Source organism: Stenotrophomonas sp. TWI273, assembly GCF_039674765.1.
In the GTDB taxonomy this organism is placed as follows: domain Bacteria; phylum Pseudomonadota; class Gammaproteobacteria; order Xanthomonadales; family Xanthomonadaceae; genus Stenotrophomonas.
The window spans coordinates 55,868-70,302 of record NZ_JBDJOA010000008.1 but is presented as its reverse complement, the minus strand read 5'-3'; the positions used below and the strand labels follow the sequence as shown (position 1 = coordinate 70,302).

Genomic DNA, 14,435 nt, shown 5'->3' with positions numbered 1-14,435 from the left:
GCGGCAACGTGGCCGCACCCGCGTGGATCATTCACCCGCGCTCGTGCCAACCGCCGCCGAGCACCTTGTACAACGCGACCTGATTGGATTGCCGGGCCAGCTGCGTGCTGACCAGCGACTGCCGTGCGGTGTACGCCGTACGGCGTGCATCCAGCAGGGTCAGGAAGCTGTCCAGGCCGGCGTCATAGCGTGCCTGCGACAACCGCTGCGCCTGCTCCGCCGCCGCCACCAGCGCCTGCTGCGACGACAACTGCGCATCCAGACTCTCGTTGAGCGCCAGTGCATCGGCCGCCTCGCGGAAACCGACCTGGATCGCCTTCTCATACTGCGCCAGCGCGATATCGCGATCCGCCGTGGCCATGCCCAGATTGGCGCGCAGCTTGCCGCCCTGGAAGATGGGCAGGTTGAGCTTGGGAATGAAGCTCCACACGCGCGTGCCGCCGTCGAACAGCCCCGACAGCTCCGACGAGGCCGACCCGATGTTGCCGGTCAGGCTGATCGACGGGAAGAACGCCGCGCGCGCCGCACCGATGTTGGCGTTGGCCGAGAGCAACACGTGCTCGGCCGCCATCACGTCCGGCCGCTGCAGCAGCACATCGCCCGGCATCCCGGCCGGCAGCGGCCGCACGCTGGCGACCTCGGTCACCTCCGCCTGCGGCAGCAGCGAGGCATCGATCGGCCCACCGGCCAGCAGCACCAGCGCGTTGCGATCCTGCGCGACCTGCCCGGCAAAGCGCGCCACATCGGTGCGCGCGGTTTCCACCAGGGTACGGGTCTGGCTCAGTTCCAGCGCCGAGGCGCCACCGAGCTGACGGCGGGCCTCGGTCAGGCGCAGCGAATCCTCATAGGTCGCCAACGTCGCCTGCGCGATCCGCAGCTGCTCGCTGTCCGCGCCCAGGGTCAGCCACGCATTGGCCACCTCGGCCACCAGCGACAGCTGCGCACTGCGGCGGTTGGCCGCTTCGGCGAAGTACTGCTGCAGCGCCGCCTGGCTGAGGTTGCGCACGCGGCCGAACAGATCCAGTTCGAACTCGACCACGCCGAGGTTGGCACTGATCTGCTCGGTCACCGGGGCATCGCCGCCACTGCGGGTCATCTGCCCCTGCACACCGACCGCCGGCACGCGGTCGGCGCGCTGGATGCGGTACTGCGCCCGGGCACGCTCGACATTGAGCACGGCCACGCGCAGGTCGCGGTTGTTCTCCAGGGCGTGGGTGATCACCGTCTGCAGGCGCGGATCGACGAAGAAATCGCGCCAGCCGATGTCGGCCACCTCCATCGGTGCGGTGGTCACCGCCCCTGCGGTGGCCGTGCCCGGCCACTGCGCGGGAATCGCCGGGGCGACTTCGGTGCTGCGCGGCTCCAGCGTCGAGCAGCCGGACAGCACCAGGCTCACGGCCAGCGCCAGGCTGGCCATCATGGGCTTACGCATCGGAACCTCCGGCGTTCTTGCCGTACTTCTTGCGATTGAACACGCGCTGCACCACCACGAAGAACAGCGGGATGAAGAACACGCCCAGCAGCGTGCCGACCAGCATGCCGCCGAGCACGCCGGTACCGATGGCCTGCTGTGCACCGGAACCGGCACCAGAGGCGATCGCCAGCGGCAGCACGCCCAGGCCGAAGGCCAGCGAGGTCATGATGATCGGGCGCAGACGGTCACGCACAGCGTGCATCGTCGCCTCGATCAGGCCGGCGCCCTTCTCCAGGTTTTCCTTGGCGAACTCCACGATCAGGATCGCGTTCTTACTGGTCAGACCGACCGTGGTCAGCATCGCCACCTGGAAGTAGATATCGCGCTCCATGCCACGCATGGTGTTGGCCAGCACCGCGCCGAGGATGCCCAGCGGGGCCACCAGCAGCACCGAGGTCGGCACGCTCCAGCTTTCATACAGCGCGGCCAGGCACAGGAACACGATCAGCAGCGACAGCGTGTACAGCAGCGGCGTCTGCGAACCGGCCTGGCGCTCCTGGTAGGACAGCGCGGTCCACTCGATGTCAAAACCGGCCGGCAACTGCTTGGCGAGCTTCTCCACTTCGTTCATCGCATCCCCCGAGGCCACGCCCGGTGCCGGCTCACCCTGGATTTCCATGGCGGACACACCGTTGTAGCGCTCCAGGCGCGGCGAACCGTAGTCCCAGCGCTGGCTGGCGAAGGCCGAGAACGGCACCATCTCACCGGCGGTGTTCTTGACCGACCACAGGTTGAAGTCTTCCGGGTTCATGCGGAACGGCGCATCGGACTGCACGTACACGCGCTTGACCCGGCCACGGTCGATGAAGTCATCGATGTAGCTGCTGCCCCAGGCCGCAGCGAGCGTGGTGTTGACCGCCTCCAGCGACAGGCCCAGCGCACTGGCCTTGCCGACGTCGATGTCGATGCGCAGCTGCGGGGTGTCTTCCTGGCCGTTGGGGCGCACGTTGGCCAGCAGCTTGCTCTGCCCGGCCATGCCGAGCAGCTGGTTGCGTGCGTCCAGCAGCGCCTGGTGACCAGCACCGCTGGTGTCCTTCAGGAAGAAGGTGTAACCCGAGCCGATACCCAGTTCCGGCATCGCCGGCGGCGGGAAGGCGAAGATGAAGGCATCCTTGATCCCGCCCAGCGCCGCCATCGCGCGACCGGTCACCGGCATCGCACCCTGATCGGCATCACGGTCCTTCCAGTCCTTGAGCTTGACGAAGGCCATGCCCGCGTTCTGGCCCATGCCGGCGAAGCTGAAGCCCTGCACCGAGAAGATCGACTCGATCGCGTCGGCCTCGTTCTCCATGAAGTGCTTTTCAAGCTTGTCGATCGATTCCAGGGTGCGTTCCTGGGTGGCGCCGACCGGGGTCTGCACCAGCGCCATCAGGATGCCCTGGTCTTCATTGGGCAGGAACGAACTGGGCAGGCGCATGAACAGCAGGCCCATCACCAGCGCGAGCGCAGCGAACACGCCCATGAAGCGCCACGGACGGCCAAGAATGCCGCGCACGCCACGCTGATAGCCATTGCTGGAACGGTCGAAACCCCGGTTGAACGCGTTGAAGAAACGCCCCGACCAGCCCTTGTGGGCCACGTGGTGCTCGCCCTTCTTGAGCGGCTTGAGCATGGTGGCGCACAGCGCCGGGGTCAGCACGATCGCGACCAGCACCGACAGGGCCATCGCCGAGACGATCGTGGCCGAGAACTGGCGGTAGATGACGCCGGTGGCCCCGCTCATGAAGGCCATCGGCACGAACACCGCCGACAGCACCAGGCCGATGCCGACCAGCGCGCCGGTGATCTGGCTCATCGATTTGCGCGTGGCTTCCAGCGGCGAGAGTCCTTCCTCGGACATGATCCGCTCGACGTTCTCCACCACCACGATCGCGTCATCGACCAACAGGCCGATCGCCAGCACCATCGCGAACATGGTCAGCATGTTCACCGAGAAGCCCAGCGCGGCCAGGATGCCGAACGTGCCCAGCAGCACCACCGGCACCGCGATCGTGGGGATCAGGGTCGCGCGGAAGTTCTGCAGGAACAGGTACATCACCAGGAACACCAGCACGATGGCTTCGATCAGGGTCTTGATGACGCCCTTGATCGAGACCTGCACGAACGGCGTGGTGTCATACGGCACCACCGCCTTCAGGCCGGCCGGGAAGTTCGGCTCCATCTCATCCAGCGCCGCACGCACGCCATTGGCGGTGTCCAGCGCATTGGCGCCGGTCGCCAGCGTGATCGCGATACCCGACGACGGCTTGCCGTTGTAACGGGTCACGAAGTCGTACGACTCCGCACCCAGCTCGACGCGGGCAACATCGGACAGGCGCAGTTCGGCACCGTCCTGCGCGCTGCGCACGATGATGTTGCGGAACTGCTCCGGGGTCTGCAGGCGGTCCTGTGCGTTGATGGTCGCGTTGAGCTGCTGGCCTTTGATCGACGGCGCGCCGCCGAGCTGGCCGATGGCGACCTGCGCGTTCTGCGCGGTGATCGCGGCGATCACTTCGGCAGTGGACAACTTGTAGGTGTGCAGCTTGTTGGGGTCCAGCCAGATACGCATGGCGTACTTGCCACCGAACACCTGGATGTTGCCCACGCCTGGCACGCGGCTCAGCGGATCGACGATGTTGGAGCCGACGTAATCGGAGATGTCGTTGGCATCCATGCTGCCGTCTTCAGAGACGAAGCCGAGCACCTGCAGGAAGCCACTGCTCGACTTCGCGACGTTGATGCCCTGGCGCTGCACTTCCTGCGGCAGCAGCGGCATGGCCAGCTGCAGCTTGTTCTGCACTTGCACCTGCGCGATATCCGGGTTGGTCCCGCTCTCGAAGGTGAGGGTGATGGTCGCCTGGCCGTTGGCCGAGCTGTTGGACGAGAAGTAGATCAGGCCATCCAGGCCTTTCATGTTCTGCTCGATGATCTGCGTCACCGAGTCCTCGACCACCTTGGCCGATGCACCCGGGTAGCTGGCGCTGATCTCGACGGCCGGCGGTGCCACTTCCGGATACATCGACACCGGCAGCTTGAGCACCGCCAGGCCACCGGCGAGCATGATGATGATCGCAATCACCCACGCGAAGATGGGGCGATCAATGAAGAAACGTGCCATGGAATTCTCCGGTTACTGCTGGGCGGCGGGAGCCGCCGGCGCGGCGGCCGGCTTGGCCGGGGCCGCGCCCATTTCGGTGGCCTGCACGGGCATGCCCGGCTGGATCTTCTGCAGGCCTTCGACGATGACCTTGTCACCCGCCTTCAACCCGTCTTCGACCAGCCACTTGTCGCCGAGCGAACGGCTGACCTTGACCTGCCGCACTTCGACCTTGTCGTCCTTGCCGACCACCATGGCGCTGGTATCGCCCTTGGGATCGCGGGCGATGCCCTGCATCGGCACCAGGATCGCGTTGTCGCGCACACCGCTGCCGACCTGGGCGCGCACGTACATGCCCGGCATCAGCACCTGGTCCGGGTTCTCGACCTTGACCCGCAGCGCGTAGCTGCCGGTGGTCGGATCCACGCTGACTTCGGAGAATTCCAGGGTGCCCTTGTGATCGAACTCGGTGCCGTCATCGAGCAGGATCGTCACCGGCAGGGTCTGGTTGTCCTGCAGGCGGCCGCTGGCCAGTTCGCGGCGCAGCTGCAGCAGCTCACTGGCGGACTGGGTCAGGTCGACATAGATCGGGTTCAACTGCTGCACGGTGGCCAGCGCTTCGGCCTGGCCGGCGCTGACCAGCGCGCCCTGGGTCACCGAGGACTTGCCGATGCGGCCGCTGATCGGCGCGGTGATGCGCGCGTACCCCAGCGTCACGTTGGCCGCGTCCAGCGAGGCACGCGCGGCGCCGACATCGGCTTCGGCCTGCTTCAGCGCGGCGATCGCGTTTTCGTTGTCCTGGGTGCTGACCGCCTCGACCTTGGCCAGCTCGCCGATGCGCTTGGCGCTCAGGCGCGCGGCATTGGCGGTGGCTTCGGCGCGGGCCAGCTGGGCACGGGCGCTGTTGGCCTGGGCGCGATAGCTGGCGTCATCGAGCTGATACAGCGGCTGCCCGGCAGTGACCAGGCCGCCTTCGGTGAACAACCGCTTGGCCACGATGCCGTTGACCTGCGGGCGCACTTCGGCCACCAGGAAGGCATTGGTGCGGCCCGGCAGCTCGCGGGTCAGCCCGACCTGCTCGGCTTTCAGGGTGGCCACGGTCACCTGGCCGGGGCCGCCCTGCGGACCCTCCTGCTCACCACCGCCACAGGCGGACACGGTCAGGGCGATCGCGAGGGACAGCGCGAGAAGACGGTACGGGGTTCTTGACATGGCGGTAGGGGCTCGCAGACGGAAAAGGGCGCGCCTGCAGCCCAACTTCCGATAAAAGCGAAGAATGACGACAAACAGGCAGCAAATGACGGCAAATATCCGAAACGAGACCCGCCGGCATGCGCAGGCAGTCCTCGCTGAGGATCAGTGGGGCGCAAATATACATACATGCATGTTTGTTTGTAAAGCGGTACAATTCAGGCCGGTTTCATCCAGCAACTGCACAGCGCAATGGCCAGAAAAACCAAAGAAGAGGCGCAGGCCACCCGCGAGGGCATCCTCGATGCGGCCCAGGTCTGTTTCCATGAATACGGGGTCGCCGGCACCAGCCTGGCGATGATCGGGGCGCGCGCCGGATTCACCCGCGGCGCGGTGTACTGGCATTTCAAGAACAAGACCGAAGTGCTGACCGCGATGATCGATCGCGAGCGCGTCCCGTTCATCGAGCGGCTGCGACGCACCACCTCGGCCAAGCGCACTACACCGATCCTGGACCTGCGCTCGGCACTGCTGGTCTCCTTCCGGGAGCTGGCCGAAGACGAACGCCTGCGCAACATGATGGAAATCATGCTGCGCAATGATCTGTCGGTGGAAAGCCAGGCGATGCAGGTGCTGCAGCTGGAGGCATCGCGCGAGGAGCTGGGTATCTTCGCGGCCGCGTTCCAGCGCGCGCGCGAGTTGGGGCAGCTGCGCGAGGGGGTGGACGTGGACACGGTGGCACGCATCGTGAGCACCAGCCTGACCGGGGTGCTGTATAGCGCGATGCTGGAACCGGAGCTGTTCGAGATCCAGCGCGATGGCGCGCAGACGCTGGATGCGATCCTCAGCGCATTCGTGCAGCCGGGTGTATTCACCCCGGGCGCACCGCCGACCGCCCTGCCAACCGACGACGACGCCTGAGAAAAAAAACGGCGACACCGAAGTGCCGCCGTTCTTCCTACCACCCGATCGTTGCGTGCCGTTACAGGATGTAGCGGCTCAAGTCCGGATCCTGCACCAGCTCACCCAGGTGCGCATCGACGTAGGCCTGGTCGATGCTGATGGTCTCGCCATCGCGGTCCGGGGCTTCATAGCTCAGCGTATCCAGCAAGCGCTCCAGCACCGTGTGCAGGCGGCGCGCGCCGATGTTTTCCTGGCGCTCGTTCACCTGGAAGGCGATCTCGGCCAAGCGGTCCACCGCATCGACCGTGAACTTCATCGAGACGCCTTCAGTCTGCAGCAGCGCTTCGTACTGCTTGGTCAGCGCGGCCTTCGGCTCGGTCAGGATGCGCACGAAGTCCTGCTTGCTCAGCGCGCCCAGTTCCACGCGGATCGGGAAACGACCCTGCAGTTCCGGGATCAGATCGCTGGGCTTGGCCAGGTGGAACGCACCGGAGGCGATGAACAGGATGTGGTCGGTCTTGATGGTGCCGTACTTGGTGGACACATTGGAGCCTTCCACCAGCGGCAGCAGATCGCGCTGCACGCCTTCGCGCGACACATCACCGCCACCGACGTTGTCACCGCGCTTGGCGACCTTGTCGATCTCATCGATGAACACGATGCCATGCTGCTCACAGGCTTCGATCGCAGCGCTGCGAATATCGTCTTCATTGACCAGCTTGCCGGCCTCTTCCTCGATCAGCAGCGGACGCGCGGCCTTGATCGACAGCGTGCGCTTCTGCGCCTTCGCACCGCCCATGCTGGAGAACATCTGGCGCAGCTGCTGCCCCATTTCCTCCATACCCGGCGGGGTCATGATGTCCATGCTGACGTTGGCCGACACTTCCAGTTCGATCTCGCGCTCGTCCAGTTCACCGTTGCGCAGCATGCGGCGGAACTTGATGCGGGTCTCGTTGTCCTGCGCGGACGGTTCGTTGCGCGCGGCCTCGGCATCGAAGCCGATACCGGTGCTGCGGCGCGGCAGCAGTGCATCCAGGATGCGGTCTTCGGCGCGCTCTTCGGCCTGGGTGCGCACGCGGACCTTGGCCTGCTCGCGATACAGCTTGACCGCGGTGTCGGCCAGGTCGCGGATGATCTGCTCCACGTCCTTGCCGACATAGCCGACCTCGGTAAACCGAGTGGCTTCAACCTTGACGAACGGCGCATTGGCCAGCGTGGCCAGGCGACGCGCGATCTCGGTCTTGCCGACGCCGGTCGGGCCGATCATCAGGATGTTCTTGGGCATGACTTCGTTGCGCAGCTCGGCCGGCAGCTGCATGCGGCGCCAGCGGTTGCGCAGCGCGATGGCAACCGCGCGCTTGGCGTCGTGCTGGCCAACGATGTGCCGGTCCAGTTCCTGCACGATCTCGCGCGGGGTCATGGTGGCGGAAGAAACTTCAATCTTGTGCGGCATGGGTGTGCTCACGAGGATATGGGGTGGAATGACGTATCACCGGCCTGCCTGGCAGCGACGTAACGCTGATGTAGAGCCACGCCATGCGTGGCTGACCGGATACCGCAGCCACGCATGGCGTGGCGCTACCGAGCGTTGACCCTCCGGGTCAAAGCTCTTCGACCACCACGTTGCGATTGGTGTAGATGCAGATGTCACCGGCGATGTTGATCGACTCGGTGGCGATCGTGCGGGCATCCAGTTCGGTATGTGCCATCAGCGCGCGGGCGGCAGACAGGGCATAGGAGCCACCGGAACCGATCGCGATGATGCCGTCTTCCGGCTCGATCACATCACCGGTGCCGCTGATGATCAGCGAGGTGTCCTTGTCGGCGACGGCGAGCAGCGCTTCGAGCTTGCCCAGGCGGCGCTCGGTGCGCCAATCCTTGGCCAGTTCCACTGCAGCACGCTGCAGCTGACCGTGCTTTTCCAGCTTGGCCTCGAACAGCTCGAACAGGGTGAAGGCATCGGCGGCAGCGCCGGCGAAACCGGCCAGCACCTGGCCCTCCCGGCCCAGACGGCGCACCTTGCGGGCGTTGCCCTTCATCACCGTGTGGCCAAGGGTGACCTGGCCATCGCCGGCGACGGCGACATGCCCGTTGCGCCGCACCGAGATGATGGTGGTGGCATGAAATACGTTGGGGTTCTGACTGGGGTCCATGGAGCCTCCGGGGTGACAAAGACTGAGGTGGGGTCTCTGCCCGACGCTTCAACCCGCCCCGCCCTGCGCCCGGATGCCGCAGCGGATCGATTCAGCTTTCGTTGCCGCTCTTGCGCCGCTTGGCACGCGGGTGCGCAGCGTCGTAGACCTTGGCCAGATGCTGGAAATCCAGATGGGTATAGATCTGTGTGGTGGCGATATCGGCATGCCCAAGCAGCTCCTGCACACCGCGCAGATCACCGGAGGACTCCAGGATGTGGCTGGCGAAGCTGTGCCGCAGCATATGCGGGTGCACGTGCTTGAACAGGCCCTGGCGCTGGGCGAGCTGGCGGATGCGGATCTGCACGGCGCGCTGGGTGATGGGCCCGCCCTTGCGCCCGGGAAATACCGGTGCGGTTGCCGCGCCGCCGCTGTCGGCGCGCCAGCCCTGCAGCGCGGTGCGTGCATGCGAACCGAACGGCACGCGGCGCTCGCGGTTGCCCTTGCCCAGTACGTTGACCAGCCCGGTGTCGAAATCCAGGTCGCGCCAGATCAGCGCGCACAGTTCGCTCAGGCGCAGCCCGGAGGAATAGAACAGCTCCAGCAGCGCGCGATCGCGCAGGCCGAGCGGTGCATCGGTGGGCAGTTCCACCAGCTGCACGGCTTCATCGGCGTCGAGCACCTGCGGCAGTTTGCGTGGTGCCTTGGGTGCTTTCAGGCCGGTCGCGGGATTGGCCTCGATGCGATGGTGCTTGAGCAACCAGGCATAAAAACTGCGGCAGGCAGAGAGTCGGCGCTGCAGCGACGTCGGTGACAGCCCACGGCGGTGTTCGGCAGCAATGAACTGGCGCAGCTGCGCACTGTCGAGCGTGTCGATCACCGCACCCTGCCCCTCAGCCCACGCCGCGAGTGCGTCCAGGTCGCGACGGTAGGCATCCAGCGTGTGCGCCGACATGCGGCGCTCCACCTGCAGGTGCGACAGGAAGTCCTGCGCGGTACTCACGGCGACTCCCCTCGAAGGAACGTCAGGGCGAGGCGAAGCGCTGCAGCGCTACAACCAGCGATTCGCCCATCATGCGCAGGAACAGCGTGCCCATGCCCGGGTAGAACCGATTGCCGTCGTGGCTGCCGACCGCGATCAGGCCGACACCCGGCAGCGGCAGCAGCGCGCTGGACTGCACTTCCTCGGCGCGCCCGGCGTACAGCACGGTGCTCTTTTCCGGCTGCAGGCGGCCGCAGATCGGTTCGCCGTCCTTGAGGCAATCGCGGAACACACCCAGCAGCGGGCTGCTCTCCTCGATCACCTGCAGCCACGGCGCCTGTTCCAGCCCGGAAACCGGATGCAGCACGATCAGCCGGACCAGATCCCCGGCGAAATCCTCTTCCAGCGAGGCAGCCATCGCCCGCAGGGTGTCCGCCGCCGAGTCCTGTTTCATCAGTGCCAGGGTCAGCTGGTGCGTGCGCACGGCCAAGCGCTCGTTGATCTGCGCGTTGGCGGCCAGATCGGCCAGCCGTCGCGACAGCTCACGGTTCTTGTCGCGCAGCACCTCCAGCTGGTAGCTGGCCAGTGACGCGGTGGGGCCGTCATCGCGCGGCACCACCAGGGTCAGGGCCAGATCCGGGAACTGCTTCAGGAAGGTCGGATGCCGACGCAGCCAGGCGGCTACTTCGTGCGACCCGATTTTCTCGGCGGTCTCGCTCATGCGTTCCACTCTCCATCAAAGACGAAGGCTGCGGGTCCAGACATCACGATCTGTGCATCGTCGGCCGGCCAGCGGATGCGCAGGTCGCCGCCGGGCAGCGACATCGTGGCATCGCGCTGCAGGCGACCGCGCTGCATCATCACTACGGCCGCGGCGCAGGCGCCACTGCCGCAGGCCAGGGTTTCGCCGGCGCCGCGCTCATACACGCGCAGGCGCGCATGCTGCGGGCCGAGCACCTGCACGAAACCGACGTTGACCGATTTCGGGAACGAGGCGTGCTGCTGCAGCAACGGGCCCAGGCGCTCGACCGGGGCGGCATCGACCAGGCCCACTTCGATCACGGCATGCGGGTTGCCCATCGAGACCGCGCCGAAGCGCACCGTGTCGCCCTGCAGCGGCAGCAGGTATTCCTCGCGGGCGCGGGCGAAGCCGATCAGCGGCACGTTCTCCGGCTCGAAACGCGGCACGCCCATGGCCACCGCGTACTGGTCTTCGCCCAGGCGTTCGACTGCATGGGTGGTGACCGGGCTATCGATCGCGAAGGTGCTGCCGGTAGCCGCGCCATCACGCACCAGCCAGGCCGCCACGCAGCGCGCACCGTTGCCACATTGCTCGGAACGGCTGCCATCGGCATTCCAGATCCGATACGAGGCGACCGAGCCTTCCGCCTTGGGCGGCTCGATGGTCAGGATCTGGTCGCACCCCACGCCGGTGTGGCGATCGGCCAGCCGCGCGGCCAGCGCAGCATCCGGCGGTGCGCTGCCATCGCGCAGGTCCAACACCACGAAATCATTGCCGGCGCCATGCATCTTGGTGAAGCGCAGCGCCGCGGAGGTGTTCGACTTACTCATTCCCGTCATTGGCCTTCAGCGCCGGCGCTTCAACGGGATCGGGAACCACCGGGGAATCGGTATCGGCATCGGCGGCCGGCGGCGTGGCGTCGTCGGCGGCCGGTTCAACCAGCTGTTCTTCGACCGGGACCGGCTTCTGCGGCAGGACCAGCGGGCCCTTGTTGCCACAGGCCGACAGCACCAGCAGCGCCGAGGCGGCCAGCGTCAGGGAGATGAGGGTACGGGGGGATGTCTTCATCCTCCGAGTATAGCCGCGGTGTTTGGGCGCTTGGGTGCCGGCTGGATGAACGGGCAGCGCGGACATCACACCCGTGGAGGCACCCTGGTAGTGCCGGCCGCTGGCCGGCTCCCCGCACATCCTGACGGCTCATGGGTGCCGGCCAGCGGCCGGCACTACCGGGGTCGGTGTGCATCCCCAGGCGGCAGCGGCCGGGTCCACAGCCACAGCGCCACGCAGGCCATGCTGCCGATGGAGAGCCATTTCACCCAGGCGACCGGCACGCACCACAACATGATGCCCGCGCACACCGCCATGGTCAGGGTCGCCATCCATTTGCCGCGGCGGCTGACCGCGCCATGCGCCTGCCAGTTGCGGATCGCCGGGCCGAACTGCGGGTGCGCCAGCAGGCGGTTGTGCAGGCGCTCGGACCCGCGCGAGGCGGCCCAGGCCGAGATCAGGATGAACACGGTGGTGGGCAGGCCCGGCACGAAAATGCCCACGATGCCGGTGCCCAGGCTGACATAGGCCAGCAGCCACCACGCCCAGCGAAAACGCACCCGTCGCCGGACAGCCGGCGCTTCGGAAACCACAGGGCGTTCGGGCCGGGACATGGTGCCAGCATAGCGACCCGGACGGGCCGCCGCATGGCGGCCTCACTGCATTGGCCGACGACACGAGGTCGTCGGTCAACGGAAATCGCCGGCCAACCGAGGTGACCGGCCGCCGGCCGGCATTACCGGGAAGTGGTCACGCCGAGCTGGTCGAGCACGAACGCATACGACTCGGCCAGCTCGTGGTAACGCTGGAAGCGGCCGGATTTGCCGCCGTGGCCGGCTTCCATGTTGGTACGGAACACGATCGGGAAGTGGCCGGTGTTGTCATCGCGCAGCTTGGCCACCCACTTGGCCGGCTCCCAGTACTGCACCTGCGAATCCCACAGGCCGGTGCCGACGAACAGGGCCGGGTACGCCTGCCTGCTGACGTTGTCGTAGGGCGAGTACGTGAGCATGTAGTCGTAATACTCGCGCTGCTCCGGGTTGCCCCACTCGTCATACTCGTTGGTGGTCAGCGGGATGCTGGCGTCGAGCATGGTGGTGACCACATCGACGAACGGCACCTGGGCGACCATCACGCGATAGTCCTGCGGCGCCTGGTTGGCCACCGCGCCCATCAGCAGACCACCGGCGCTGCCACCGGAGGCGGCGACGCGATCCTTGGCGGCATAGCCCTGGCGGACCAGCTCGCGGGTGACATCGACGAAATCGTTGAACGTGTTCTGCTTCTTGAGCAGCTTGCCGTCCTCATACCACGCACGGCCCATTTCCTGGCCGCCGCGGATGTGGGCGATGGCATACACCACGCCGCGATCGAGCAGGCTGACCACGGTCTGGTTGAAGCCCGGATCCATCGACATGCCGTAGCTGCCGTAGGCGTACTGGTACAGCGCGCCGGTGCCGTCCTTCTTGAAACCGTTGCGGTAGACCAGCGACACCGGCACCTTGACGCCATCGCGGGCCGTCACCCACACGCGCTCGGTGGTGTACTGCGACGGGTCATAGCCGATCACCGGCTGCTGCTTGAGCTGGCGGCGTTCACCGGTGACGGTATTGAGCTCGTAGGTGGTGGTCGGCGTGGTCAGCGAGGTGTAGGCGTAACGCAGCCACGGGGTGTCGTGCTCGCTGTTGGCGGCCAACCCCATCGAGTAGGCGGGCTCATCCGCCTTGACGTAATCCTGGCGGCCATCCGGGAACAGCAGGCGCACGCGTTCCAGGCCATTGGAGCGCTCGGCGATCGCGGTGAAGCCGTCGAAGAGTTCGAAGCCTTCGATCAGCACGGCGTCATCGTGCGCGACCCAGTCTTTCCATTGGCTGCGCGCGGTGGCATCGCTGGGCGCGGTGACGATCTTGAAGTTCTTCGCGTCCGCCGCGTTGGTGCGGATCACCCAACGGCCATTGAAGTGGTCGGCGTCGTATTCCACATCGCGCGCACGCGGCGCCAGTACCTTGAACGCCTGCGGGTCGGCAGCCGGGGCGTAGCGCGTTTCCGAGCTCACCGTGCTGTGCAGCTCGATGGTCAGGAAACGATCATCGCGGGTGCGGCCCACGCCCATGTAGAAGCTGTCGTCCTTCTCTTCATACACGAGCACGTCGCTGCTGGCCGGGGTGCCCAGCACGTGCTTCTTGACGCGCACGGTGAGCAGGGTTTCCGGATCATTCTCGACATAGAACAGGGTGCGGTTGTCATCGGCCCAGACCACATTGGGCGAGACGTTCTCGATGCGATCCGGCAGCACCTCACCGGTGCGCAGGTCCTTGAAGCGGATCACGTACTGGCGGCGGCCGACGTCGTCTTCGGCCCAGGCCAGCAGGTGGTTGTCCTGGCTGACATCGGCATCGCCCACGTTGAAGTAGCCCTTGCCCTCGGCCATCGTGTTGATGTCGAGCAGGATTTCTTCCGGCGCCTCCATGCTGCCCTTGCGGCGCGCCTGGATCGGGTAGTCCTTGCCGGTTTCGAAGCGGGTGTAATACCAGTAGCCGCGGTCACGCGAGGGCACGCTGGCATCGTCCTGCTTGATGCGGGCGACGATCTCCTTGTACAGGGTGTCTTCCAGCGGCTTGAGCGGAGCCACCACCTGGTCGGTGTAGGCGTTCTCCGCATTCAGGTAGGCCAGCATCTTCGTGTCTTCGCGCTTGTCGTCGCGCAGCCAGTAGTAATCGTCGCTGCGGGTCGCGCCAAAGGGAGCCTTCACCGTGTGCGGGTGCTTCTCGGCGTCGGGCGGGGTCAGCGCGGGGGCGGCGTGCACGTTGGAGGTCATGAGGCTGGCAACCAGTAAACAAAGGGCGGGTTTCACGAGATAAGGCTCCTGGCGGGGGAATGCAATGGCG

12 protein-coding genes are annotated in these 14,435 nt (G+C 66.3%); 1 reads left to right on the top strand and 11 read right to left on the bottom strand.

Annotated features, from left to right (window positions below; translation table 11 throughout):
- Positions 1–31: 31 nt before the first annotated feature.
- The 3 genes from ABE571_RS12570 to smeD are packed head-to-tail and all read right to left on the bottom strand — an operon-like array spanning position 32 to position 5,762.
- Positions 32–1,432, bottom strand: a complete 1,401-nt coding sequence (locus ABE571_RS12570) for an efflux transporter outer membrane subunit (protein WP_346493794.1) — start codon at positions 1,430–1,432, stop codon at positions 32–34.
- The gene (gene smeE, locus ABE571_RS12565) at positions 1,425–4,571 is read right to left on the bottom strand and encodes a multidrug efflux RND transporter permease subunit SmeE (RefSeq protein ID WP_346493793.1); all 3,147 of its coding nucleotides are present in this window, start codon (positions 4,569–4,571) and stop codon (positions 1,425–1,427) included. Before smeE ends, ABE571_RS12570 begins: the two co-directional genes overlap by 8 nt.
- 12 nt (positions 4,572–4,583) lie before the next feature.
- Positions 4,584–5,762, bottom strand: a complete 1,179-nt coding sequence (smeD, locus tag ABE571_RS12560) for a multidrug efflux RND transporter periplasmic adaptor subunit SmeD (protein ID WP_123730148.1) — start codon at positions 5,760–5,762, stop codon at positions 4,584–4,586.
- Between the two features lie 231 nt (positions 5,763–5,993).
- Between smeD and ABE571_RS12555 the strand changes: the two genes are divergently transcribed.
- Positions 5,994–6,662 carry a TetR family transcriptional regulator gene (locus ABE571_RS12555; RefSeq protein ID WP_313212404.1) on the top strand — a complete coding sequence of 223 codons (669 nt, stop codon included), beginning with the start codon at positions 5,994–5,996 and terminating at the stop codon, positions 6,660–6,662.
- Positions 6,663–6,723: 61 nt separating this feature from the next.
- Here ABE571_RS12555 and hslU read toward each other — a convergent pair whose 3' ends face one another.
- From hslU to ABE571_RS12515, 8 genes are all read right to left on the bottom strand, one after another.
- On the bottom strand, positions 6,724–8,097 hold the full coding sequence (hslU, locus tag ABE571_RS12550; protein ID WP_121039962.1) for an ATP-dependent protease ATPase subunit HslU: 1,374 nt from the start codon (positions 8,095–8,097) through the stop codon (positions 6,724–6,726).
- A 148-nt stretch (positions 8,098–8,245) separates the two neighbouring features.
- A complete protein-coding gene (gene hslV, locus ABE571_RS12545) occupies positions 8,246–8,797 on the bottom strand; it encodes an ATP-dependent protease subunit HslV (RefSeq protein ID WP_019183676.1) in 552 nt (183 codons plus the stop codon).
- 91 nt (positions 8,798–8,888) lie between these two features.
- Positions 8,889–9,779 (bottom strand): tyrosine recombinase XerC, encoded by an 891-nt coding sequence (xerC, locus tag ABE571_RS12540; RefSeq protein WP_313219558.1) that lies wholly within the window; start codon positions 9,777–9,779, stop codon positions 8,889–8,891.
- A gap of 22 nt (positions 9,780–9,801) precedes the next feature.
- Positions 9,802–10,479, bottom strand: a complete 678-nt coding sequence (locus ABE571_RS12535; RefSeq protein ID WP_313219557.1) for a DUF484 family protein — start codon at positions 10,477–10,479, stop codon at positions 9,802–9,804.
- Positions 10,476–11,330 (bottom strand): diaminopimelate epimerase, encoded by an 855-nt coding sequence (gene dapF / locus ABE571_RS12530; protein WP_313212405.1) that lies wholly within the window; start codon positions 11,328–11,330, stop codon positions 10,476–10,478. The genes ABE571_RS12535 and dapF overlap by 4 nt, the downstream gene beginning before the upstream one ends.
- On the bottom strand, positions 11,323–11,568 hold the full coding sequence (locus ABE571_RS12525) for a lipoprotein (protein ID WP_019183672.1): 246 nt from the start codon (positions 11,566–11,568) through the stop codon (positions 11,323–11,325). Before ABE571_RS12525 ends, dapF begins: the two co-directional genes overlap by 8 nt.
- 155 nt (positions 11,569–11,723) lie before the next feature.
- Positions 11,724–12,161: a YbaN family protein gene (locus tag ABE571_RS12520; RefSeq protein ID WP_346493792.1), complete on the bottom strand. Its 438-nt coding sequence runs from the start codon at positions 12,159–12,161 to the stop codon at positions 11,724–11,726.
- Positions 12,162–12,283: 122 nt separating this feature from the next.
- On the bottom strand, positions 12,284–14,401 hold the full coding sequence (locus ABE571_RS12515; RefSeq protein WP_313212408.1) for a S9 family peptidase: 2,118 nt from the start codon (positions 14,399–14,401) through the stop codon (positions 12,284–12,286).
- Between the last annotated feature and the right edge of the window lie 34 nt (positions 14,402–14,435).

Bases quoted from the DNA above. Each gene is read 5' to 3' on its own strand.
- ABE571_RS12570 (WP_346493794.1), bottom strand. From the start codon at position 1,432: ATGCGTAAGCCCATGATGGCCAGCCTGGCGCTGGCCGTGAGCCTGGTG.
- smeE (WP_346493793.1), bottom strand. From the start codon at position 4,571: ATGGCACGTTTCTTCATTGATCGCCCCATCTTCGCGTGGGTGATTGCG.
- smeD (WP_123730148.1), bottom strand. From the start codon at position 5,762: ATGTCAAGAACCCCGTACCGTCTTCTCGCGCTGTCCCTCGCGATCGCC.
- ABE571_RS12555 (WP_313212404.1), top strand. From the start codon at position 5,994: ATGGCCAGAAAAACCAAAGAAGAGGCGCAGGCCACCCGCGAGGGCATC.
- hslU (WP_121039962.1), bottom strand. From the start codon at position 8,097: ATGCCGCACAAGATTGAAGTTTCTTCCGCCACCATGACCCCGCGCGAG.
- hslV (WP_019183676.1), bottom strand. From the start codon at position 8,797: ATGGACCCCAGTCAGAACCCCAACGTATTTCATGCCACCACCATCATC.
- ABE571_RS12535 (WP_313219557.1), bottom strand. From the start codon at position 10,479: ATGAGCGAGACCGCCGAGAAAATCGGGTCGCACGAAGTAGCCGCCTGG.
- dapF (WP_313212405.1), bottom strand. From the start codon at position 11,330: ATGAGTAAGTCGAACACCTCCGCGGCGCTGCGCTTCACCAAGATGCAT.
- ABE571_RS12525 (WP_019183672.1), bottom strand. From the start codon at position 11,568: ATGAAGACATCCCCCCGTACCCTCATCTCCCTGACGCTGGCCGCCTCG.
- ABE571_RS12520 (WP_346493792.1), bottom strand. From the start codon at position 12,161: ATGTCCCGGCCCGAACGCCCTGTGGTTTCCGAAGCGCCGGCTGTCCGG.